This window comes from Citrobacter sp. Cpo103, assembly GCF_030332605.1.
Lineage (GTDB): Bacteria > Pseudomonadota > Gammaproteobacteria > Enterobacterales > Enterobacteriaceae > Citrobacter > Citrobacter portucalensis.
On sequence record NZ_JAOWHO010000035.1, the window covers coordinates 1,002,472 to 1,025,107 of the forward strand.

The 22,636-nt window shown below is 45.4% G+C and carries 20 protein-coding genes, 1 tRNA gene and 1 pseudogene; 12 read left to right on the plus strand and 10 right to left on the minus strand.

The features are described from left to right. Positions 1–11: 11 nt before the first annotated feature. The 4 genes from fecR to OGX89_RS21305 form a co-directional block, all read right to left on the minus strand. Positions 12–965, minus strand: a complete 954-nt coding sequence (fecR, locus tag OGX89_RS21290) for a ferric citrate uptake sigma factor regulator FecR (RefSeq protein ID WP_126955987.1) — start codon at positions 963–965, stop codon at positions 12–14. Beyond that, positions 962–1,483, minus strand: a complete 522-nt coding sequence (gene fecI, locus OGX89_RS21295; RefSeq protein WP_008784388.1) for a ferric citrate uptake sigma factor FecI — start codon at positions 1,481–1,483, stop codon at positions 962–964. Before fecI ends, fecR begins: the two co-directional genes overlap by 4 nt. A 367-nt stretch (positions 1,484–1,850) precedes the next feature. Continuing rightward, positions 1,851–3,308 (minus strand): amino acid permease, encoded by a 1,458-nt coding sequence (locus OGX89_RS21300; protein WP_126955989.1) that lies wholly within the window; start codon positions 3,306–3,308, stop codon positions 1,851–1,853. Positions 3,309–3,401: 93 nt separating this feature from the next. Next, positions 3,402–3,893 carry a GNAT family N-acetyltransferase gene (locus OGX89_RS21305; RefSeq protein ID WP_126955991.1) on the minus strand — a complete coding sequence of 164 codons (492 nt, stop codon included), beginning with the start codon at positions 3,891–3,893 and terminating at the stop codon, positions 3,402–3,404. A 137-nt stretch (positions 3,894–4,030) separates the two neighbouring features. Between OGX89_RS21305 and OGX89_RS21310 the strand changes: the two genes are divergently transcribed. Then, on the plus strand, positions 4,031–4,948 hold the full coding sequence (locus OGX89_RS21310) for a LysR family transcriptional regulator (protein WP_126955993.1): 918 nt from the start codon (positions 4,031–4,033) through the stop codon (positions 4,946–4,948). Between the two features lie 7 nt (positions 4,949–4,955). Here the strand turns inward: OGX89_RS21310 and metC are convergent, their stop codons facing one another. From metC to OGX89_RS21330, 4 genes are all read right to left on the minus strand, one after another. Then, positions 4,956–6,137 (minus strand): cystathionine beta-lyase, encoded by a 1,182-nt coding sequence (gene metC / locus OGX89_RS21315; RefSeq protein ID WP_126955995.1) that lies wholly within the window; start codon positions 6,135–6,137, stop codon positions 4,956–4,958. 40 nt (positions 6,138–6,177) lie between these two features. Beyond that, complete coding sequence (locus tag OGX89_RS21320) at positions 6,178–7,365, minus strand: amino acid permease (RefSeq protein ID WP_232397922.1); 1,188 nt, start codon at positions 7,363–7,365, stop codon at positions 6,178–6,180. 318 nt (positions 7,366–7,683) lie between these two features. Continuing rightward, complete coding sequence (locus OGX89_RS21325) at positions 7,684–8,580, minus strand: LysR family transcriptional regulator (RefSeq protein WP_126955999.1); 897 nt, start codon at positions 8,578–8,580, stop codon at positions 7,684–7,686. Between the two features lie 495 nt (positions 8,581–9,075). Further along, entirely contained in the window at positions 9,076–10,059 is a 984-nt protein-coding gene (locus OGX89_RS21330) for an alpha/beta hydrolase (RefSeq protein WP_126956001.1), read from the minus strand. 183 nt (positions 10,060–10,242) lie between these two features. On the opposite strand from OGX89_RS21330, the pseudogene OGX89_RS21335 reads away from it, so the two are divergent. Continuing rightward, positions 10,243–10,329: pseudogene (locus OGX89_RS21335) on the plus strand (type II toxin-antitoxin system PemK/MazF family toxin); the annotation flags it as partial. 75 nt (positions 10,330–10,404) lie between these two features. On the opposite strand, the gene OGX89_RS21340 reads toward OGX89_RS21335, so the two are convergent. Beyond that, positions 10,405–10,480 (minus strand) — tRNA-Asn (locus tag OGX89_RS21340). 326 nt (positions 10,481–10,806) lie between these two features. Between OGX89_RS21340 and nac the strand changes: the two genes are divergently transcribed. From nac to OGX89_RS21385, 9 genes are all read left to right on the plus strand, one after another. Continuing rightward, positions 10,807–11,724 carry a nitrogen assimilation transcriptional regulator NAC gene (nac, locus tag OGX89_RS21345; protein ID WP_008784390.1) on the plus strand — a complete coding sequence of 306 codons (918 nt, stop codon included), beginning with the start codon at positions 10,807–10,809 and terminating at the stop codon, positions 11,722–11,724. A gap of 101 nt (positions 11,725–11,825) precedes the next feature. Next, positions 11,826–12,776: an HTH-type transcriptional regulator Cbl gene (gene cbl / locus OGX89_RS21350; protein ID WP_126956003.1), complete on the plus strand. Its 951-nt coding sequence runs from the start codon at positions 11,826–11,828 to the stop codon at positions 12,774–12,776. Between the two features lie 884 nt (positions 12,777–13,660). Further along, complete coding sequence (locus tag OGX89_RS21355) at positions 13,661–14,659, plus strand: ComEC/Rec2 family competence protein (RefSeq protein ID WP_126956005.1); 999 nt, start codon at positions 13,661–13,663, stop codon at positions 14,657–14,659. Between the two features lie 2 nt (positions 14,660–14,661). Continuing rightward, positions 14,662–15,786, plus strand: a complete 1,125-nt coding sequence (locus OGX89_RS21360; RefSeq protein WP_126956007.1) for a hypothetical protein — start codon at positions 14,662–14,664, stop codon at positions 15,784–15,786. 428 nt (positions 15,787–16,214) lie between these two features. Continuing rightward, on the plus strand, positions 16,215–18,257 hold the full coding sequence (locus tag OGX89_RS21365; protein WP_126956009.1) for a coiled-coil domain-containing protein: 2,043 nt from the start codon (positions 16,215–16,217) through the stop codon (positions 18,255–18,257). Positions 18,258–18,896: 639 nt separating this feature from the next. Beyond that, complete coding sequence (locus OGX89_RS21370; RefSeq protein WP_126956011.1) at positions 18,897–19,370, plus strand: hypothetical protein; 474 nt, start codon at positions 18,897–18,899, stop codon at positions 19,368–19,370. After that, positions 19,367–19,573, plus strand: a complete 207-nt coding sequence (locus OGX89_RS21375; protein WP_126956013.1) for a helix-turn-helix domain-containing protein — start codon at positions 19,367–19,369, stop codon at positions 19,571–19,573. The genes OGX89_RS21370 and OGX89_RS21375 overlap by 4 nt, the downstream gene beginning before the upstream one ends. Positions 19,574–19,921: 348 nt before the next feature. Beyond that, the gene (locus OGX89_RS21380) at positions 19,922–20,179 is read left to right on the plus strand and encodes an AbrB/MazE/SpoVT family DNA-binding domain-containing protein (protein WP_126956015.1); all 258 of its coding nucleotides are present in this window, start codon (positions 19,922–19,924) and stop codon (positions 20,177–20,179) included. After that, entirely contained in the window at positions 20,180–20,512 is a 333-nt protein-coding gene (locus OGX89_RS21385; RefSeq protein ID WP_061372072.1) for a type II toxin-antitoxin system PemK/MazF family toxin, read from the plus strand. 68 nt (positions 20,513–20,580) lie between these two features. Here the strand turns inward: OGX89_RS21385 and OGX89_RS21390 are convergent, their stop codons facing one another. Beyond that, positions 20,581–20,790, minus strand: coding sequence for a hypothetical protein (locus OGX89_RS21390; protein WP_126956017.1), 210 nt, complete (start codon positions 20,788–20,790; stop codon positions 20,581–20,583). A gap of 569 nt (positions 20,791–21,359) precedes the next feature. Here OGX89_RS21390 and OGX89_RS21395 point away from each other — a divergent pair. After that, entirely contained in the window at positions 21,360–22,244 is an 885-nt protein-coding gene (locus tag OGX89_RS21395; protein WP_126956019.1) for an integrase domain-containing protein, read from the plus strand. Positions 22,245–22,636: the final 392 nt, after the last annotated feature.

Sequence of the window (22,636 nt, forward strand, 5' to 3'; positions counted from 1 at the left end):
AATTATTTTGCTTACAATGCGGAAATATTTACCCAGTATCGCGTAACTGACTGAATTTTCACTGGAAGAGTCTTGGCAATAACATCCAGGATTGCATCAGTATTTTTCAGCGGGAAAGTGCCACTCAGGCGTAACCCGGCCACAGCCGGATCGCAGCGCAGCACGCCGTTGCGATAACGGCTCAGCGTGGCAATCACTTCACCCAAAGGTTTATCGCTGAAGCTCAGAATGCCCTGCGTCCAGGTGGCGCTTTCATCATCCGCTGAGGCTATTGCACCAAATTCAGACGCGCTAAACTGCAGGCTCTCGCCAGCGCTGACGATGCGTTTTTCCTGCGGATGATTTGCCAGTAAGACTTCAACAGCGTGTTGTTGAACGACAACGCGTGTGACGTTGTCCTGCTGGTAGACGGTAAATTCTGTGCCTAATGCGGTGAGCTGGCCCTGGCGGGTCACAACGCGGAAAGGTCTCTGCTGCGCGTCTTTTGCGGTGGTAATAGCAATTTCGCCGTACCAGAGATGGACAGAGCGTTGACGCGTATCAAAACGAACGTCCGCTGCGCTTTGTGTGTTGAGCGTCAGCAGCGAGCCGTCTTCCAGCCGCTGATGGCTGACCGCGCCTTTGGCGGTGCGGTAATCCGCGCGCAGACCTTCACCGGCTTCAGATTGCCAGAGCTGCCAGCCGCCGCCTACGCCAAGTAGCAGCAGTAGCCCTTTCATGACATGACGACGGGTAAGGCGCGTATCGTGCAGCGCCCGGCTGGCGACATCGCCCGGTACGCGGCTGAGCTGGCTGCGCAGGTTTTCAACCTGTTGCCAGGCCCACTGATGATCTTTGTCCTCTGCATACCATTGTTGCCAGCGCGCTTCTTGCTGTGGGCTGACACGCTCGCCGCTCAATACAGCATACCAGTGCGATGCCGAGCGCAATGCCTGGCGGCGAGAATCAGTGATAGAAGCGTTCACAGGCCGTGCTCCAGACGAAACAGCAGACAATGTTCGATAGCCTTTGCCATATACTTTTTCACCGAGCTGACGGAGATACCGAGCTTCAGCGCGATCTCGCTGTATGTCAGACCATCCAGTTGCGAAAGCAGAAACGCTTCTCGTGTTTTTCCGTTCAGCCCGTCAAGCATGCTGTCGATGAGTTGCAGGGTTTCGAGCTGGCTCTCGCGTTCCTCGGGGGAAGGCGCGAGCGCCTCCGGCATAAGCGCCAACATCTCCAGATAGGCTTTTTCCAGCGCGTTTCGGCGAAACAGGTCGACCATCACCCGTTTGGCGAGAGTGCACAGAAAGGAGCGCGGATCGCGGATCGTCGAGAGCGAGTCGCTGCCCATTACCCGTAGAAAAGTGTCCTGGGCAATGTCATCTGCATCAAAGGCGGACTGGAGTTTGCGCGTCAGCCAGCTTTTCAACCAGCCGTGATGTGCGCCATAAAGCGACTCGAGCGTAAAGGAAGCAGTGGTAGTGGCGTGGTCAGACATGTGGAATGTATCAAAAGTTAATTATCACGCGATTATAGTAATATGAGAATGGTTATCATTACAATTATAAATATAATTGTATTACGTTGAACTTCTTAATGCTTTGTTATTTATAAAAATGTTATGAGGTGGATATCGGATGGGGAAGGGGGAGTCTGCTTTTGGCATGTGACGGTTGGACTCACAGCGAGAAGCGGACATTGATTAAAACACAGGACAGCTCAATTCCCATGTAGAATACACTGGTGAGTTTACGGCAATCGCCAGTGAGTGGTCGCCACGGTTCCCGAGCTATCTTGCGGGCAATTGACTGTACATTGACTGCGCATTCAAAAGTGTTAAACGCTGGCGACAACTGGTATAACCATTACTCCTGCTTATCAAAACACATCTCGTCATACCTTATCCAACGACAGCGAGTGGTTATCTTATAGCCTGTCCATAACACCAGAAATATCGGAATACCGATATAGGTGGAGGCCACTCCGTACCAGTCGATTTTGTCATGCATAAATGCTTGATAGTTCTGGCCGAGTGTTACTGCCAGGCAGAGTAAGAAGGCAAAGATCGTTCCTACAGGGAAAAACGCTGAACGATAGGGCAGGACGTCAACGTTATGGCCTTGCTGTACATATCCACGTCGAAAACGGTAGTGGCTGACGGCAATCCCTAACCAGGCAATAAAGCCAGTCATTCCCGTCATGTTCAGTAACCACATATAGACGGATGCGTTATCAAACATCGACGATAAAAAACACAGTGCCGACACCATGGCAGTTGCCAGTAAAGCAAGCAGCGGCACGCCGTTACGCGTCAGTTGGGTAAAAAATGCAGGAGCCTTTCCTTCATGCGCCAGGTTAAAAAGCATACGGGTTGAAGCGTATAGACCAGAGTTACCAGCTGAGACCACGGAGGTGAGGATAACCGCATTCATGATCGCCGCGGCGGATAATAATCCTGCATTCTGGAATACCAGTGTAAACGGACTCATGCTGACATTATCTACATCGGATTGCAGCAGGTGCGGATCCGTATAAGGCACAATCAAGCTGATCACCAGAATCGCAAAAACGTAGAACAGCAAAATTCGCCAGAAAATCTGACGCATGGCACGCGGAATGGCTTTCTCTGGCTCTTGCGCCTCACCGGCGGCAATACCAATCAGTTCTGTACCCTGGAAAGATACGCCAACAATCATCGCCACGCCGATCATACTAAAGATATTGCCTGCAAATGGCCCCGAACCTGTTTGCCAGTTAAGCAGCCCGGCGTCAGGTGCCCCACGCAGGATACCAGTAATCATCAGTAACCCCAGCACAATGAAAATCACTACCGTTGCGACCTTAATGAGAGAGAACCAGTATTCCGCCTCGCCAAACCCTCTGACCGACAGCGCGTTTAGCAAGAAGATCAGCACCAGAAATCCTGCGCTCCAGATCCATCCAGAGATCTCCGGGAACCAGTACCCCATCACCAGTTGCGCGGCCACTAAATCCACTGCCGTGGCGACGGCCCAGCTGAACCAGTAATTCCAACCTAGTGCGAAGCCAAAACCTTCATCAACAAAGCGTGCGCCATAGACGGCGAACGCACCGGAAACGGGCATAAATGCAGCAAGTTCACCAAGGCCGGTCATGATGAAGTAGACCATAAGACCGATGATAATATACGACAATAGCGCACCAGCAGGACCCGCCTGAGCGATAGCAGCACCGGAGGCCAGAAACAGGCCTGTACCAATAGAACCGCCAATAGCGATCATCGAAAGGTGGCGTGTATGCAGGGTACGCTTAAGCGTCTGCGGAGCAGTTTGAGTATTTTGCATAAAAAAATCAGGTGAGGAGGCGCTGACAACCACAGCAAACTGTCAGCGCAAACCGGAGATGAAAAGAAAAATAGTCGTGCCTTGATCGTTAAATCAGAGTGTCATCATCATTTCGTGCCAGGCCATACCACCGTGGTCTGACTCTGACGGTTTTATATACTGGTAACCAAAATGAGCATACAGATCGACGTGGCGATCTTTACACAACAGGTGAATTGTTTTTTTGTTCATTGCTTTCATATGCGATACGAATTCACGCATCAGCAACGACGAGTATCCTTTCCCCTGATAATCCGGGTGAACCACGACAGACATAATCACGGCATTAGGAGCATCCGGATCGTGTCCAACCAGTTCTTTAAATTCTTCATCAGACATCACGACTTCCCATGCGCAGCCTGCATTGATGAAACCAATAATGTCGCCGTTCAGCTCCATACACAGGAAACCTTCCGGATAGCGGTTAATTCGGGTGGCTATTTTCTCGCGCGTTGCGGCTTCATCCCCTTCGTAGGATGTGATTTCAATATCATAGCAACGATCGACATCGGCGACAGTGGCCTGACGGAATACAGGGGTAGACATAGTTTTGCCTCTTCAGAATCATTTTGTTGTAAATATATTATCTTTTTTCAATCATGCTTTCGCTGCATTTTATGCAACAATAAAATGTATAATATTCATTAACTGCTGTTTTCAAATTTGCCCCGGATAAAAGAACCATGGTGTCGACGTTGCGTAAGACCGATCTGAATTTATTGCTTATCTTCGATTCTCTTTATCGGCATGGGAGCGTAACGGAGGCAGCTAACGAAATGGCACTAAGTCCATCGGCGCTAAGTCATGCGCTGAATCGCTTAAGAGCCTCACTTGACGATCCTTTATTTGTGCGCACCGGCGGACGCATGGTGCCAACGTCAAAAGCAGAGAGCATTGCCGCCAACGTTTCCGCCGCTCTGAGCAGTCTCTCTACTTGCCTGCATGAGCCTGAACACTTTGAGCCGGAAAAAAGCCGGGAGACGTTTACTTTTGCCGCTACGGACTACACGGCTGCGGTGATCCTGCCTGGCCTGATCGCGAGAGTTAACAGCCTCGCGCCGGGCATTACTATTAAGCTTATCTACTCACGTGATTTTAACGCCGATGAAGATCTGCTTTCGGGCAAAGTTGATTATGCCCTTGGTTTTGAAGAAGAGCAGAAAAATCCCCGGCGTGGTATTGAGTCTATTACCTGCTTTACTGATGATTACGTGGTTGCTGCGCGACGCGGTCATCCTGAAATTCATGATTCCCTTACCCATGAGCGCTATCTTAGCGCCGGGCACGTGGTGGTACGCCCATGGCTGGAATCCCGGGGTGCTATCGACCGTTATCTGGAAAGTCAGCAGGTACGCCGCCGAATTGTTGTTGAATTGCCAAGTCTGATGATTGCCCCGCTCATTGTTTCAAATACTGATCTGGTCATCACGCTTCCCAAGCGGGGCATCTCATCTGTTTTTGATATGAAAAATCTTGTGGTGTTTACTCCTCCATTCCCGACACCCCAGTATATTCTGAAGGCTTATTACAGCCCACAGCTCAGTAACTCACCTGGACATTTATGGATGAAAGAGCAAATTTTGCAGGTTTGCGAGCCGTAAAACCCGATTACGTCAATGAATGCAGCCGATCAAGCCCCTGACGCAGATCGGTGATCAGGTCATCCGGATCTTCCAGACCAATCTGGAGCCGGAGGGTTTCTCCCTTCTTGTTCCAGGTTGTCGCAGTTCGATATTCCCGGCAGTCGAAAGGAATAATCAGGCTTTCAAAACCGCCCCAGGAATACCCCATTCCGAACAGCTGCATGTCATTCAGCATGCGTGTTACCGCCTGTTTGCTGAATACGGGATCAAGCACCACAGAGAACAGCCCTGACGATCCCGTAAAGTCTCGCTTCCAGATTTCATGTCCCGGACAATCCGGCATTGCGGGGTGGAGTACAGTATTGACTTCAGGTTGTTCTGCAAGCCAGTGAGCAATTGCCAGTGCCCGTGTTTCCGCTTCTTTCAGGCGAATATGCAACGTTCTCAAACCACGTAAGGCAAGGAAACAGTCTTCTGCACCCGGTAACATGGCCATACTGTCATAGGTGGCACGTAGCGCAGGCCAGGTCTCGGCATTAGCGCTCACCATCCCCATCAGCAAGTCAGAGTGTCCACTAAGGTATTTGGTCCCGGCTTCCACAGAGATGTCGCAGCCGTGTTGATGTGCCTGGAAGAACAGCGGCGTTGCCCAGGTGTTATCGATGATAGTTTTAATATTCCGGCTACGTGCAATGCGGGTAAGCAGCGGGACGTCCTGAATCTCAAAGGTTTGCGAGCCGGGAGACTCCAGGAATAGCGTGCTGGTTTCAGGGCGGATCAGTGCGCAGATACCTTCTCCCACCATCGGGTCGTAATAAGTGGTTGTGACGCCAAATTTTTGCAGGGTGAGATCGCAAAAATTTCGCGTTGGGCGGTAAACGGAGTCCGGCATCAGGAGATGATCTCCTGCCTTGAGTGTCGTCATTAGCGCCAGAGCCACGGCGCCCAGTCCAGAAGGTGACATCACTGTGCCAGCAGCTCCTGCAAGCTCCGTCCAGGCATCTTCCAGATTTTTAATAGTGGGTGTGCCAAGCGTACCGTAAGCAAAGGCCGCCCGATTGTTTTCGAGATCTTCCACAGTTTCAAATACAACGGTTGAGCCACGATACACCGGGCTGTTCACAAAACCGTGCTGTTCACGAGTATTCCGCCCCATTTGCGTTAGACGGGTTGATAATTTAAGGGAGTGACTGTTCATATTTTTCATATACACATCCATAATTTATGACCTTGACAGCTGGTCAATTTTATTCAACAAATTTTAAAAATGGTGAGATGCAAAGAAGAATGCCATAAAAGGCAACATAATAATTTTTACAGGATCGCAGGTTGTCCAGTGCCGAGATTCTTTTTACCAGATAGAAGGGTATTAAACAGGCTACCAGTCCAAATACTGGGCCGGAAATTTGCATTAGCAGCATCACTGAAAAATCAAAACTTACCCAACCCCAGAGAAATATGACAATCGCTACGGCAATAATGATTGAAAGCAGTCTACGGTTAATACTTTCGCTGCCTGAGATGCGGGATATCATATTTACCGCTAGTCCCATAATAGCTTCTTTGAACCCCAGATAAATACTAAAAAATGCCGTTAATATTGCAAAGATATTTAGTGTTACTGAAAGTATGCTCACTAAATTTCCCGGCATGATTTGTGATGCCAGCGCCAGGGCAGAGATATTTTGTTCAAGAGCTGACGCTGCCTCTTCTTTGGTGATGGCGAAACTAAAGGAAAAGGCGAAGAACAGCACACTGACGACAAGTACAATGTAGGCAATGCGCGTAGCACGGATTGCTCGTAGTGAAGCAATGACTGGGTCGGACTCCAGTTTGCGATATGCGATGTTCATTGGGTTGAGGATCTGAACAAACAAAATTGAAAACAACGTAAATGGCAGCGTTAGCAAAACATCTCGCAGGAAGCTCATGACAGGAGGAAATGCAGAGATATTATTGATACTCCAGTATGGAGTCATTACTGCACCAAGAAAGACAATTACGGCAAGTTTAAAGAAAATCATCGGCCCGGAGATACGAAACAGCCATCTTTCACCCTGATTAGCAATCAACACCATAACACCTAATAAAATAAGAGGGTACCATGCTGTTTTGGATAAAAAACCATCGGTGATGTGATAGCTATGAAAATACGCAGCGCTATCGTTTACCAGACTCATGGCATAATTCAAAATCCCCATTAGCAACATTAAAAAGTAAGCAACACCTAACAATCCTCCCCAGTTTTTACCAAGATATTGGGTTATAATTTCTGCATAGCTGTCACAGGCTGGTGTCTGGGTTAAGGTTTTAAGGTACAGGTTCTGAAGCCAGTAGATTGCTGGATAGCTTAATGAAATAGAGGCAACAAATACCCATATTCCCTTTACGCCAGCCTGAATCGGCATGTAGATAATACCTGCTCCTATCGCCATGCCGATACACAATACTACCCATCCAAGATCGTAGGTTGTGAAAGGAATTCTATGCTTAATCACTGTATCTTCACTGTTTACCATCATTTTTAACCTCTTAAAAGAGACTTATATTTTCTGGATTTCTGCCGAACCTTAAATATGTGTGTAGGGTTCTAGTCATTACAGAATCTATTTCTGTAAGTTCATCTTTTAACGAAGATGTTGGTAAAACAATATTGTCCCGATAACAGCATCGCCGAATTGTGATTCGCACTGATATATAGCAATGACTGTGAATGTGAGTCACAGATGGTGTCGTCAATGATCAGCGCGCCATCACATTTTTTCCCGTAATGCAGTCTTCAGAAAATCCAGAAAATTAATAATAGTTTTGTCCCCTTGTGCTGAAGGCGAGACAATGGCCTGTAAACGATGAGTGACGCCAGGATCGTGAGCTGGTAGTACGCGTATTAACTTCCCGGAATCCAGATAATGGCTCACCAGATAATCCGGCAGACAAGCAACCCCACCATGGGCTAACGCTCTTTGCAGCAATAGCAGGCTGGAATTACACGAAAAATAGGGCATTACTTTTACCGTTTCGCTCATGACCCCATGATGAAATGTCCATCTTCCCTCGCTGGTCATTTGCGGGTAGACCAGGCACTGATGGAAACGTAAATCGGCGGGAGTGTGAATCGGCGGATGACATTTCAGATATTCCGGAGAGGCACAATAGAACCAGCTGATATCCATCAGGCATGTATCATCTTCTTCATATCGTGCCGCTTCCGAAGAGATCCTTAAGGCGATATCAAACTCATCGCGCGCCAGATTAATCAGACGGTCGTCAAGTGTGACGTTAATGCACACACCCGGGTGTAGCTGCTGAAAGGAATTTGAAATATGTGGAATGTGGGTGCAACCAAATGCCACTGAACAGTTGATACGCAGTGTTTCAGTTTCTACGCTGGCAGCCAGTCCTTCAATGTCAGCAATCACCCGGCGTGCCACCTGAAGTATTCGCCGCCCACTTGCCGTTAACTGAATTGGGCGCGATTCGCGAGAAATCAGCACATTGCCAACAACGCCCTCAAGTTGAGTAAGACTCTTGCTGACAGCCGAAGGGGTCAACCCCAGTTCTCTGGCTGCCCTTGATTGATTACCCGTTTCTGCCACTTTGATAAGCACCTGAAACTGGTTGAGATAGCTTGAAAGTTTGGGAGCATTCATCTTTTTTCACGTTTCCAGTCAACAGATTTAAGCACTGGCCATGACGCCAGTTCCAGTATCGAAAATAAACAAAAGAAAAACGCGCCCATGGCTAACGCTGAATTCAGGAGATGAAACAAAAATATCGAGCAGAGAAAAGGGGGGTTATCGTGAATAGTTTTCACTAGAACAAGTGCAGTAAACAAAAAGATAAAGACATTTAACAAACGCATGGTTAGTCCTGAGATTCAGGTCGATGATTAGCATGTGTTCAGTTTACTTGCGCTATCATTTGCCTGCGCTGCATTTAATTCATTATTAAAATGTACTATTTTCATTTCTTATCTTAGTTTTCAGGGCACGGAAGCAGATAGGGATAACACGTTGATGTAACGATAAAGTTCGCAGAGTTGCTAAGGAACTGGAAACGAGATATTAAAAATACCAACGTCCACTCCTGACACGGAGCGGGCATATTTACTGAGTTGAAGGTCCAGTGTGAGCGTGAAGCAGCTGTTACTTTTCGGGAAAAGGTGAGTTGCAGATCAGGAAATGCTCAATCGAGTCGATTAAACCGGGAGCTAAGGGGAGCGCGGGTTCAGTGTATGACGCGATATTCGCTTTGCGATCGTCCGAAGTCACCTCTTTCATAACATGGTTCATATTGGGCAGTATAACCAGGGACGCTTGAGGATTCGCGGCCTTAAGCAGTCTTGCATCCGTTTCTTCCACCTGGAGATCGCGTTGCCCTTGTAGCACTAACACGGGTTTGGAAATACTCGAAATGAGATGACCTGGATTATATGAAAACGCATTGATCAAAAAACCCTGAACAGCAGGATTAAAGATACTTTGCAGTGCTGGGTGAATATTCGTAATATCGACTCGCCGCCGATGCTCCAGAGCATCAATTATCGGCAGTGCCTGCTTTAATAGAATTTCATTTTCCGGATTAGCGTTAAGTTGCCCCCTCAACACCTCGCCCATCGGCCTCCCGGGCGTTGCGATAAGAATCACACCGCACACATTCTCTTCTTGAGCCGAGGCAAGTGCGACTACGCCCCCTTCACTGTGCCCTAAAACCCAAATACAGGGGGTGTGCATGTGACGTCTAAGCACGTCTACCCAGGATCGAACGTCGTCAACATAGTCAGCAATCGTCACCGCATTGGCATCCTCTACGGCCATTGCGCTAGCGAACATTCCACGTTTGTCGATACGAAGCGTCGCAAAGCCTTTGGCAGCAAGGCCTTCAGCAAGAAGTCGGTAAGGCGATGCATTCACACCAAGCGGGTTGTTTCCATCCCGATCGGTTGGCCCGGAGCCAGGAATGATAAGAACAACGGCTGTTGGTTTTGAATTCGGGGTGAGTAACGTGCCTTTCAAAGGGCCTTTTGGCCCTGCGGCATCCAGGACAGTTTCGGAAAAGGTCACCGGTACTGCCGCCAGACTCACAAATGGGCAAGCGCCCAAAAGGGCAATTGAGGCGGCAATATTCATTGGAGATGTTCCTGTAAAATTCAGCGTACCCGTCAATTTATATTATAAATTTGGCCTGCTCTCCATGGATTAATATATCAGCGGCGATAGAAAAGTCCTCTGCTGGCACAGAGCGGAGGTACTGGGTGAGTTTAAAGTCTGCAGTGAGCGAAGAGCGGACATCTCAACTCATTGGTGTTCCTGTCTATTGATATGGAAGCCCGGAACGGCAAGTGTCTGGAACAAATACCTGCGGCTATTATGAATGAAGTGTTGGCCAGACTAAGTTGAGGTTTTGATATGCGCAATGAGCAATGGCATAAAAGCAAAAAGCCTGCTTAGTTTCCTAAGCAGGCTTCTTAAATATGGCTCCTCTGACTGGACTCGAACCAGTGACATACGGATTAACAGTCCGCCGTTCTACCGACTGAACTACAGAGGAATCGTTTGAACGAGGCGCATATTAGCGAGGGTGGTGAGGCTTGTCAAAGGGGTAAACACATTTGTGTGTTCGTTTGCTGACAAAATCAGCAAAGCGGCGATCTTTCCGTCTTTTTATGCTTTTGCCCCATTCTGGTGCGTGTCTACCTCTTCCAGGGCAGACTGAATGAGATACTTAGGTGTGCAGAATGATCTTCCTTCGCTTTTACTCCTGACTTTACGCGGCTTTAACCGTAAAACACCGTTTTAGACGAAAGTGGCAAGCATCTTGCAGTCCTGAATTTAATGACTGCCAGCACGGGTTCTGGTATTCCGACAGGAGGCAAAATGAACTTCAGACGACTGAAATATTTCGTGAAAATCGTCGATATTGGTAGCCTGACCCAGGCAGCGGAAGTGTTGCACATTGCGCAACCCGCGCTGAGCCAGCAGGTCGCTACGCTGGAAGGTGAGCTGGATCAGCAATTGCTGATTCGTACCAAGCGTGGCGTCACGCCGACGGAAGCAGGAAAAGTGCTATATACCCACGCCCGGACGATTTTACGTCAGTGCGAACAGGCGCAACTTGCGGTTAATAACGTGGGCCAGACCTTGAGTGGACAGGTCTCTATCGGCCTTGCGCCGGGGACAGTCGCGTCATCCATTACCATGCCGTTATTACAGACGCTACGTGCCGAACTGCCTGATGTGCTGGTCTATTTGCATGAAAACAGTGGGGCAGTGCTGAATGACAAGCTGCTCAGCGGGCAATTAGATATGGCAGTGCTCTATGAGCGTTCACCTGTGGCGGGCATCAGCAGTCAACCGTTGCTTAAAGAGGATCTCTACCTGGTCGGCACGCGTGAGTGTCCTGGCCAAAGCGTCGATTTAGCCGCAGTGGCGCAGATGAATTTGTTCTTGCCACGGGATTACAGCGCGGTTCGCCTGCGCGTGGATGAAGCTTTTTCGCTACGTCGCTTAACGGCTAAAGTGATTGGCGAAATTGAGTCTATCTCCACCCTAACGGCCGCCATTGCCAGTGGTATGGGTGTCACAGTGTTGCCTGAGTCGGCCGCCCGTTCATTATGCAATGCGGCTAACGGCTGGATGGCACGCATCACAACACCATCGATGAATCTGCCATTATCGTTGAACGTATCAGCCAGAGGGAGCTTATCGCCCCAGGCGCAGGCCGTGAAGGAGATCCTGTTGTCGCTGGTCAGCCGTCCGGCGCTGGAAAATCGCGAGCTGCAGCTGGTCAGCTAAACCTTATTCCCACAAGGAATAAGATGCAGGTTTTTATTATTTGTTATGCCGGGCATCAGACTTTAACAATAGCGTAATGTCTGATGTGCCCGGAGCGAAATGTGAATTTCCAGCAACTTAAAATAATCCGCGAGGCGGCCCGTCAGGATTACAACCTGACAGAGGTCGCGAATATACTGTACACCTCGCAGTCGGGCGTCAGCCGACACATTCGTGAACTTGAAGATGAACTTGGCATCGAGATTTTTATCCGTCGCGGTAAACGCCTGTTGGGCATGACCGAACCGGGTAAAGCCTTGCTGATTATTGCCGAGCGTATTCTGAATGAGGCCAGTAATGTTCGTCGACTGGCGGATCTGTTTACCAATGACACGTCCGGCGTTCTGACGATTGCCACCACGCATACCCAGGCACGCTATAGCTTGCCTGCGGTGATAAAAGCCTTTCGTGAGCTGTTCCCTGAGGTGCGTCTGGAACTTATTCAGGGTACGCCACAGGAGATTGATGTCCTGCTACAAAATGGCGGGGCAGATATCGGAATTGCCAGTGAGCGGCTGAGCAGCGATCCATTGTTGGTGGCTTTTCCCTGGTTTCGTTGGCATCACAGCCTGCTTGTTCCTCACGACCATCCATTAGTGAAAGCTTCTCCGCTCACGCTGGAGTCTATCGCTCACTGGCCGTTAATTACCTATCGTCAGGGGATTACAGGGCGTTCCCGCATTGATGAAGCATTTGCTCGCAAAGGGCTGATACCGGATATTGTTCTCAGCGCCCAGGACTCGGATGTGATTAAAACTTACGTGTCGCTGGGGTTGGGGATTGGGCTGGTGGCAGAGCAATCCAGCGGCGAGCAGGAAGAGGGGACCTTAACCCGTCTTGATACCCGGCATTTGTTTGATGCAAATACCGTTTGGCTAGGGCTTAAACGCGGACAGCTGCAGCGCAACTACGTCTGGCGATTCATCGAGCTATGCAATGCAGGGTTATCCGTCGATGAAATTAAGCGCCAGGCGATGGAGCCAGATGAGGCGGTGATTGATTATCAGATTTAACTACAAAAGCCCGTGAGTAAACGGGCTTCCCTGACGTCGCTGAATGGCGGGTAGAAAGCTGCGTTACCTCAAGGTCTCCAGCCTCAGATCCTGCGTCGGTACCCGCGACAATATCGAACAAGACACCGCCCGTCCCGAATCCGCATAAATAAACTGAAATCCATTCTTCACCGAAAGAACATCTCGATTGGTAAACATATAGAATTTATTACTCTGACTACGCCGGGCAACGTAGCGTGACTTTCTCACCGGCTATTGTACTCAGTGGAATTACTAATAAAGCGGTTAGCGCTGCTTTCAGCAGTATCGGCATGGGCAAGTATGGGTCTCATTTTGATGTCGTTGCACGATAAGATACTTAACCATGACGTTAACGAATTGGATCATAGAGACATTTTGCATATGCAGACGGACATTCTCCCGTCGTCAGTATGGAAAAGCCTGGATGTGGAGTGAAGCGCTTTACCCGGCAAATGGGATCGCAGAAAAGCAAAAAGCCTGCTTAGTTTCCTGAGCAGGCTTCTTAAATATGGCTCCTCTGACTGGGATCGCCTTTGCCATTAACTGGCTGATTGATAAGCTAAACCTAAAAATTGGGGTTGTCAAGACCACCAGAATGACCACCTACTATTGAATGCTTACTACAGCATAGCTGCAATTTTTTGCGTTGAAATATACTTATGTAGTTCGGGCTTTCCCCAAAGCCTTTAGCCTCCATATCAAAGAGAAGCCCATTTCCTATAGCTATTAATTTTAGTGTATATAAATACAGTGTTTATTTGTACATAGTGTAAATATGAATACTTGATGCTAGGATGTTTATGGGAAACTCTAGTGTAATCAATGTGTAGCTATTGATATAAATCTCTTCAAGGAAGATTGATATGCGAGTTTTAGTCCTTAAGGCTGGAAAAGGTGATTCGTTGCTTTTATCATGGAAAAAGCATCATATGCTCATTGATAGTGGAACCCCTGCCACCTTAAGGAAAGATCGAAATCCTTTATTACCTCCTATAAAAGATATTGACTTTTTCGTCCTTACTCATATTGATTATGATCATATAGGTGGTTTTCTGCATATATTTAGCCATTCAGAAATAAAATCATTTCATCCTGACTTAAGATTTTTTGTTAACACTCCAGAATTAATAAGATATAAAAATGATGACAAGGTAGGTTATCATCATGGAGGTTTATTAAGTGAAAGCGTTAAAAAATTAAGAATAAATATACAAAGTATGAATTCTGGTGATTATTTTAATGTTGATGGGGCAAGTTTTTTTGCTCTGTCACCTGATAATGAACATCTTAAAATTTTAGCTGAAAAATGGAATGAGTTCCATAATGGACGATACCAACACGATATTGTTAATGACCAAGTCTCAGCAAGAAAAAAATCTTTTTCTGTAACGTCTGATGTCATGGTGGAAGAATTTGAAAATAATCCATGTAAGGATATCATAAATGCCAGTTCAATAGCGTTGCTAGCTGAATATAATGATAAGAGAATTATATTATTAGGGGATTCACATCCTAGTGTTATATCAAAATCATTAAGAAAAATATTACTTACACGTAAAGTCGAAGTTCTAGATGTTGATTTGATAAAAATATCTCATCACGGCAGCAAGCATAATACGACTATTGAATTTCTTAATCTTATATCATGCAATAGATTCATCATATCAACAGATGGCAGTAGACCGTATAGCCATCCTGACTCAGAAGTTCTATCGAAAATAATAATTAGTGTCAGATCAAAAGGATTTACAGAGGTTTATTTCTATTTTAACTATGAATATCCGTCATCTTTTGATGTTATTAATGAAAGTGAGTTGGGTATAAAAATTCATAGAATAATATCTACCGAGGTGTTCATATGATAATGTCGCAAGTTAATAAAATAAAAGATGTTATGGCGTTTGTTTTCATTGATGATGAATTCAAAGGTTGTGCAGTGATTTTTAAAAATGAGAATTATATATTGGTAGTCACTGCATATCATGTAATTAGTACAGCTGTCTCTCATATGGATAATTGTTTTCATAGAATTAAAATAAAAAATGAAAACGGTTCTATTTATTCAGTTTCTGACTGCAAATTTTGTGCTGAAAAAGATATTGCAATACTCTATCTAATTGGTGGTATTAATGAATTAAATACTATTGTGTTTTTTTCAGGGACTTTGAAACCAGAAACAGATTTAATTTCTAAAGTTAAATCAAAAACTATGTCTATGCCTGCGATTCTATATTCTCAAGAGCAAGTAGAACAACATGGTGATTCGTGTTTTATACTTAATGTAAGTAAGGATATATTAGGTGATTCATCAGGAAATTGGGGAGCAAATGCAATGGAAGGCATTTCTGGTGCTGGCGTTTTTCTTAAGACACATCAGTATTTAATCCTAACCGGTATTATAACATCAATTCCTGATGAAGGAATGTTGGCAAAAGTAGTGTGTAGTAATGCTAATGGTTTTTTAAGTTTAGAGTCTTCGTTAAAAGCATATAATGATAGTGAATATAATTATAGTCGTGATGTAATAATAGATTCTGTAAATATAATGAGAAAAGAAATTTTAGATTCTACTATTGATGAATGGGAAAATGACTCAAAAAACATTGAGTATGCTAATAATATCAACAGAAAATTGGGTGTTTTGCATAATAAAAACAAATTAGATGTTGTAAAAGGGAAAGTAATCAGAGGTCTTATGATAGGTGATTATTTATATAGCGAAAAAATGAGGGTTACACCTGAATTTGAAAAAGGATATTCATATGCTCACTCAGCTTTTTGTGATAAAGATATGACTTTTTATGCTACCAGTAGAGTTGAGGCCAATAATCGATATCATAAAATAAGTGATGATTATTTCACTACATTAGCAGGAGCCCTGCGCCCTTTAGGGTTATCTGATGATGATATTCATATGCTTTGTAACAGAGACATTGCTTTTTGGCTTGCCAATTGTGATTTAGATTTTATGGATGAAAATGATGATTGAAATAAAACTAAAAAATAAAAGAGTCTTGGCTAGTAGTTTTAATACAAATGAGATCTATTCGGCAATTATAATGTTCATCATATACCATGCTGTAAGAGGTAGATGTAAATCAGTTAGAATTAATTATATTAATTTTTCCTTTGATTGTGTCATGAATAATACAATCCTAACAGATCATGAGTATGTATCCACATGGAATATCAATCCTTTATTAAAACCCTTGTTAGTCATGTTATGTTCTTATGGACTTCTTTCATTCCAAAGGAAATCTACGGGATTAGAATTTCATATGACGGAAAATGGGAATAGTTACGTCGAAGAGATGATAAATGAAGGTTTGTTTTCAGAAATAAATATATCTGCTCAAAGATTGGCGTATTCGTTAACTTTGAAAAAATTAGATAATCAAAAACTAATTTGGTGAGAACATGGAAATAAAGCAAATAAAGGTTCTTATAGATGTAAAGCATCATGCTACAAGGTTCGGTTTCTGTTATGGTTTTAGCAGTGGTTTGAATATTATAACGGGGCAAAATTCAAGTGGAAAGTCAACGATAGTCTCATGTATTTATTATTGTTTAGGGATGGAGCAGTTACTGGGGGGAAATAGGAGTTTAGTTCTTGATAAAAGTTTGTTTGAAGAGTTTGAATACGATAATAATACTCTACAGGTTACAAATTCCTATGCGGAACTGATTATAAAAAATGAAACTCGTGAAGCAACATTAAAGAGATATATAAAAAGTTTTAACAATGAAAGTTGTAATAAAATTATAGTGATAGAAAATGGTAGTACATCCTCATATTACTTACATTCTGGAGGGGATCATGATAGACCCGAAGGCTTTTATAATTGGTTAACCTTATTTTTAGGTATTACATTACCAACGGTTCATGAAGATGCTTTAGACCAAGGTAAAAGTTTATACCTACAGAATGTATTTCCTTGTGCTCTTATTGAACAAACAAAGGGATGGTCTGATTTTTTTGCACAGATGCCAAACTTTGGAATTAAAGATGCAAAACAAAAACTTGTTGAGTTCTTGTTGCAACTAGAAAGCTTAGATAATGAAATAAGAAAAGATATTTTACTACAGCGTGAAAAAAATATAAAAGATGAATGGGGAATGAGATATACAAAAATTAGTGAGCGAGCAACTTCACAAGGGTTTTCTTTGAGAGGTGTTTATCCTGATTTAATAAAGAATGATCTAAAAGGAGTCTCATTATCATCATTGAGCGTCATATCTGAAGAAAAAAGAGATTGGATTGATCTAAAAGATTACATATCAAATCTAGTTGGTGAACGTTCTGATATTATTAAGAAAATAAAAAATGAAGAGAATTCTAATACTCCAGATAATATTAAAAACTCTCAGTTAAAATTACAGTCAGAAATCACATTATTGAATAGACAGTTGAGAGCTATAAACAATGAAAAAATAAAGGAACAGAGAAAAATAGATGGCTACCTTGAGGAAATTAAAAAGATTGATATTGAGATTGAGAGGTTAGATAGTGCTATAAAATTGGATAGATTTATGCCTGATGCTGAAGATCTCATTCTATGCCCTGTATGTGATCATGAGTTAGATGTTGAATCAAGACTGAAAATTGATAGCTCCAAGGTTAGTTTAAAAGATTCGATAAGCTTTCTTAAAAGTCAACGAAACTTATATGATATTTATATAAGAAAATATAAGGAATTGGACTCTAATTTTAATGACGTGAGTTCTTTTTTGTCAAAAGAAATTTTTCTTAAGAAAGAAGAGATTAAAAATCTAAGAAAAGATATCTCATCATCTCAAGATAAAAATATCAGGACCCTTATATTTAATGAAATAACTACAGGCCAAAAAATAAACGAGTGCAACAGACTTTTAGATGATTTCAGTAGAATAAAAAAGGAACTTAAAGATATATTAGTGGAATTGTCAGAAATTAAAGATGAAAAAAGCTCCTTAAAAATTTCTGACGAGCGAGATAATGTAAAGATATCTAATTATATTGGTGGATTTAAACGGTTATTAAGCAAGGAATATTTCTTTTATACAAGCAACGATATAAATCATATAACTATACAGAATAAACCCCCATCAAGACTGCTTCCAGTTGTTATTATTCGAGGGAATGTTCAACCTATTAGACTTAGTTCGTCTGCAAGCGATTTTATCCGTGCTCAATGGGCTTTTTATCTGACATTACTAGAATCATCTAAAAATCATCCTGGGTTCTTGGTCATGGATGAACCTGGACAACATGCTATGAATGTTGAGAGTATGTCTGCCTTACTGAAATATGCGTCTTTAACGAAGAAACAGATTATTATGTGTATATCAAAAGATACACGGCATAAAACTGATACTGCTAACTTGAGCAAAGTACTAGGCAACTTAGGCGGTAAATATAAATACACTCTAATAGATATAGATCCTGATGGCAAGAAGTGTGTTCGGACATTATCTGAATAATAAATTGTAAGGCATGTTATTTTAATATAATGTGCCTTTTTAATTTTGTAAATTATGCCAAAGATATTGCATTTAGAATGTTTATATTACTCATTATTTACGAAGGGTTAGTAATGGATATATAATTTTTTTGACAGTTCTCTATAATTAGAGAGCTTGTGGGCAATAAGTAATGCGAACAAATCCCAATATATACAACCTTTTCTCTCTACTTTTAAACTTAGCAACGAATAATTGTAGTCGATCCAGTTTATGGGGACAGTTTTCCTGAGTGATACCTTTTGTAATATTGGCTTCAGGAAGAGTCAGAATTCATATAAATGACAATTTAATGATATTTTTATTGTATGAATGTCAGTAATATTCCTCAAGCCCTCTTGCCGTGAGTCCCTAATCGTTGATATCCTAGCAAACGAGGACTCAAAACCTCTTTCACGCGGCCAAAACCAACCCCGTCAGTGTTGGCTTTTTTATACCCTCCGTCCGTAAGGACGGAGGGGGTATGCTGCCCGATCAAAGTCGGGAGGGCGACTAATACAACACCCTTTGGGGGAATAAGTCCGCGGTTTCGTGAAGCCGTTTTGAGCCTCCCGGCACCACTTTATGTGGTCATCTCAAAAAAATTTCACGGAGGCATTTATGCCAGATTTCACTCCATCTTTCATTAAGTCACCCGGTGAGTTACTTTCCGTCCCTTTCAGCGCCGCTACGGATTTTACCGTACTGGCCAATCACTGCGAAAACTTCGCCGAAACCCTGATTGAAAGCAACGATCCCACACTGAAAATGGCGCTCTGCGGCAGAATCAACACTTGTCTGACGCTGCTGCAACCCACCCTGTTAGAGCCTGTTCCACCCCATCTGGTTGAAAGCCTGACCGTTGACACTCTCCCTGCGATCACTTCCCGTTTCGAGCCTGAATGTACGGAGCTTTGCCGCTACTGCCTCGCCCTGACGCAGATGTTGGCAGGGCAAGGCTTTTACTCTGAAATGGAGAAGCACCTTAGCTGCCTGCTGTATGACCTGATCAACTATTTCGCTGCGGAAATGAAAGCCCCGCGCTGGCTCCGCACATCTGAAGGTGTGAAATTTATTGACGAGGTGATGGCATGACGCAACAGGACTGGCATCCCGCCGACATTATTGCGACGCTGAAGAAGCGGGGAACGTCGCTGGCGGCGGTTTCCCGTAACGCCGGGTTGGCGTCCTCCACACTGACCAATGCCCTTAACCGCCGCTGGCCCAAAGGCGAAAGATTGATAGCGGAAGCGTTAGGCATCGCGCCTGAGCAAATCTGGCCTTCGCGCTACCGCTGATATCCCTCCGGCGCAGCCCGGATACGGAAGCTGCGCCGCATTTCGTTTATTCGATCCGTCATAATCCTTTAAACTGCAAAAACAGTTTTCTATTATCGGCCTTCTTTGTTACGCACTAAGCTCCCGCCTGTACGAAATGCTTCATGACCTGAAAGAAGCGCCTGATGTATCAGGACGGTTGCCGTTTTACCGGCAATGTCGCCTTTGAAAACTGCCGGATCTGTCTTCCGATGGATTAAGGCTTTCTCCACGCTTTATTACGCAAAGGAAATCACAATGAACCTGATGAATAATTGTGCATCTCCCGCCGCAGATGTTATATTAAAATATAATATCCGGAGGTGCTCTATGTATATCACTCGTCTGAAAAAGGTTGGCGGATCCATCATGCTGGCGGTTCCTCCCGCCGTGCTGAAAACGCTGGAGCTGTCGACGGACAGCGAAGTGGGCATGACCATTGATAATGGCTGCCTGATTATTGAACCTCAAAAACGTCCCCGTTATTCGCTCGAAGAACTGCTGGCGCAGTGCGATCCGCACGCTGAAATAAGCGAAGAGGGTCGGGAATGGATTGATGCGCCTGCGGTGGGCAAGGAGATCCTGTAGATGGACAGAGGGGAAATTTGGCTTGTTTCACTGGATCCGATTGCCGGCCACGAGCAAAGCGGAAAACGTCCGGTGCTTATCGTATCGAAGGCATCATTTAACACGTTCACCCGGTTGCCCGTTGTTGTCCCTGTGACCAGCGGCGGAAACTTTGCTCGCGAAGCCGGTTTTACCGTTTCACTGGACGGGGCGGGAACAAAAACAACGGGCGTGATCCGCTGCGACCAGCCCAGAACCATTGATATGGGAGCCCGAAATGGTAAGCGACTGGAGCGCATACCCGACGCTGTCGTGAATGAAGTGCTGGCCCGACTGGAAGCCATTCTGAGCTGATGTTTTTTATGTAACCTGAACGAGGGCGCTGTCATATACAGCGCCCTCATTTTTTTAACGACATGTGATTAAAAATCCTTTTGCAGGTAAAAACAGTTTCTCCTTTCCGCGTCAGCGGCACTGGCGTAGTCTCCCCCTTGCCCTATGCTGTCGTTGACAGCGCCACGCTTCACAACCTGAAAGAAGCGCCTGTTATCAGGACGGTTGATCCGTTTACCGGTGCAGGCCTTTGCAAACACCGGGTCGCAGAACATCGCGACGGAGGCCTGAGTTTTCACACGATATGTCCTTTACTGCGCCAGCCTGCTGGTCTGAATCTGTACCGCGCCGGAATTCTCCCGGCTAACCTGTACTGCTGACACCCTCAGCGTCATTTACCTTACGGGCTGCGGCCTGCATTGCCGGCAGGCATTTGCTGCCGCGTGGCCGTAAAACTGCACCAGACTGCGATGTTTAAAACACTGCACCAGTGCCAGTGCGTCACTTTAACCGCGCAGAGCGGGAAAGTGACGCACGCAGCCCTTTCGACCTGCACCAGATAACTCAACTGCGCCAGCTCATGGCTGGATTCTGACACCGCCTTTTCAGGCCATTTTACCCATAAGGAGAACATGAACCGATACCGAGGCGGATCTGGACGATCCGGGGGATAACCCGCGCAAGCGGGCGGCTGCTCAGAGAGCACAACCGAAGCCCCACCACACCTCAACGGCTGCCGCCCCGGCGCTCAGGTATCGTTCGCAGCCCCGACAAAAAAACAGGGGCTATCGGCCTGTGCGCCGGGGAGAGCTGTACCAGTGTTGGTTTTTTGGAGATGAGTTTGCGGCAATCATGAAAAGGGGAAAATATGGGGATTCTGGAGCAGGAAATGAAGCGTCTTGCACAGCAGGCTGGCGGCAGCCATAAAACCGTTCACGACCGCATTAAGCTGGCGCAGCGGTTTTGTGAGCGTCTGGTGCTGGCGCAAAATGCGCAGATCCGCCGGGTGGAGCAGCTTAAGGCACGGCATATTGAAGGCTATGTCCGCGAGCGACTGGCGCAGGGCATCACGAAGCGTTCCCTGCAAAACGAGATGGCGGCAGTGCGCTGCATTCTGAAACAGGCCGGGCGCGACAGGCTGGCGCAGAGTGAGCGGCTGAACAACCGTTCTCTGGGATTGTCCGGCGCATCCCGTAACGGTACGAAGCTGGCGATCACGCCGGAGCACTATCGTGACGTACTGGAGACAGCCCGCGCAAAAGATCCGGGGATGGCGGCAGCGCTGGAACTCTCAAGGCTGATGGGATTACGTTCGCAGGAGGCGGTGCAGAGCGTACAGTCGCTGAAAACGTGGCGGCAGGCGTTGGATCGTGGAAACACCCGCTTAACCGTGGTGTTTGGCACCAAAGGCGGGCGGCCCCGTGAGACGATTATTCTTGATGCTGTCGCAGTCAGAAAAGCACTGGATAATGCGCTGACCGTAGCAGAAGATCGTCACGGCAGGCTGATAGATAAGCCGGATCTGAAAAGTGCGATGAAATACTGGCACAGCCAGGCGGCACGTCTCGGCTTAACGGGCGCATATTCCCCGCATTCGCAGCGCTATGCGTGGGCGCAGGATGCCATTAGTTATTATCTGGCGCAGGGATTTTGTGAGAAGGAAGCGCTGGCAATGACGGCGATGGATTTGGGTCACGGCGACGGGCGCGGACGGTATGTGGCGCAGGTTTACGGGCGAAGGGATACTGACTGATAGTTGTTGCCTTGAAAAGATCGAGTTATTCATCGGTTTTCGTACAAAAAATTTTGGGGGCAAAATTTTTTGTACGCTTTCCTATCAATACTGACAGGAACAATAATTATCGACTATTAACTTCATGATTATTAATTATAAATCAATTGATTAAGTTTGGATGGTCGATTTTTGATAGCCATCACATTATAAAATACCCTTTATTCATCGTTATCCACCAAAAAAATTTCTACGTAGAAATTTTTTGTACGGTTTCCTCTTAATAGCGGTACTTACGAACGGTATAACCTATTAACAGGATTCTGGTGCAGCATTACGGTATTTTTGCTGATGATTGCGCCAGCAAAAGGAAAAAGGTCAGATAAAGGTAAAGGGTGGTTAAGGGTAACAGC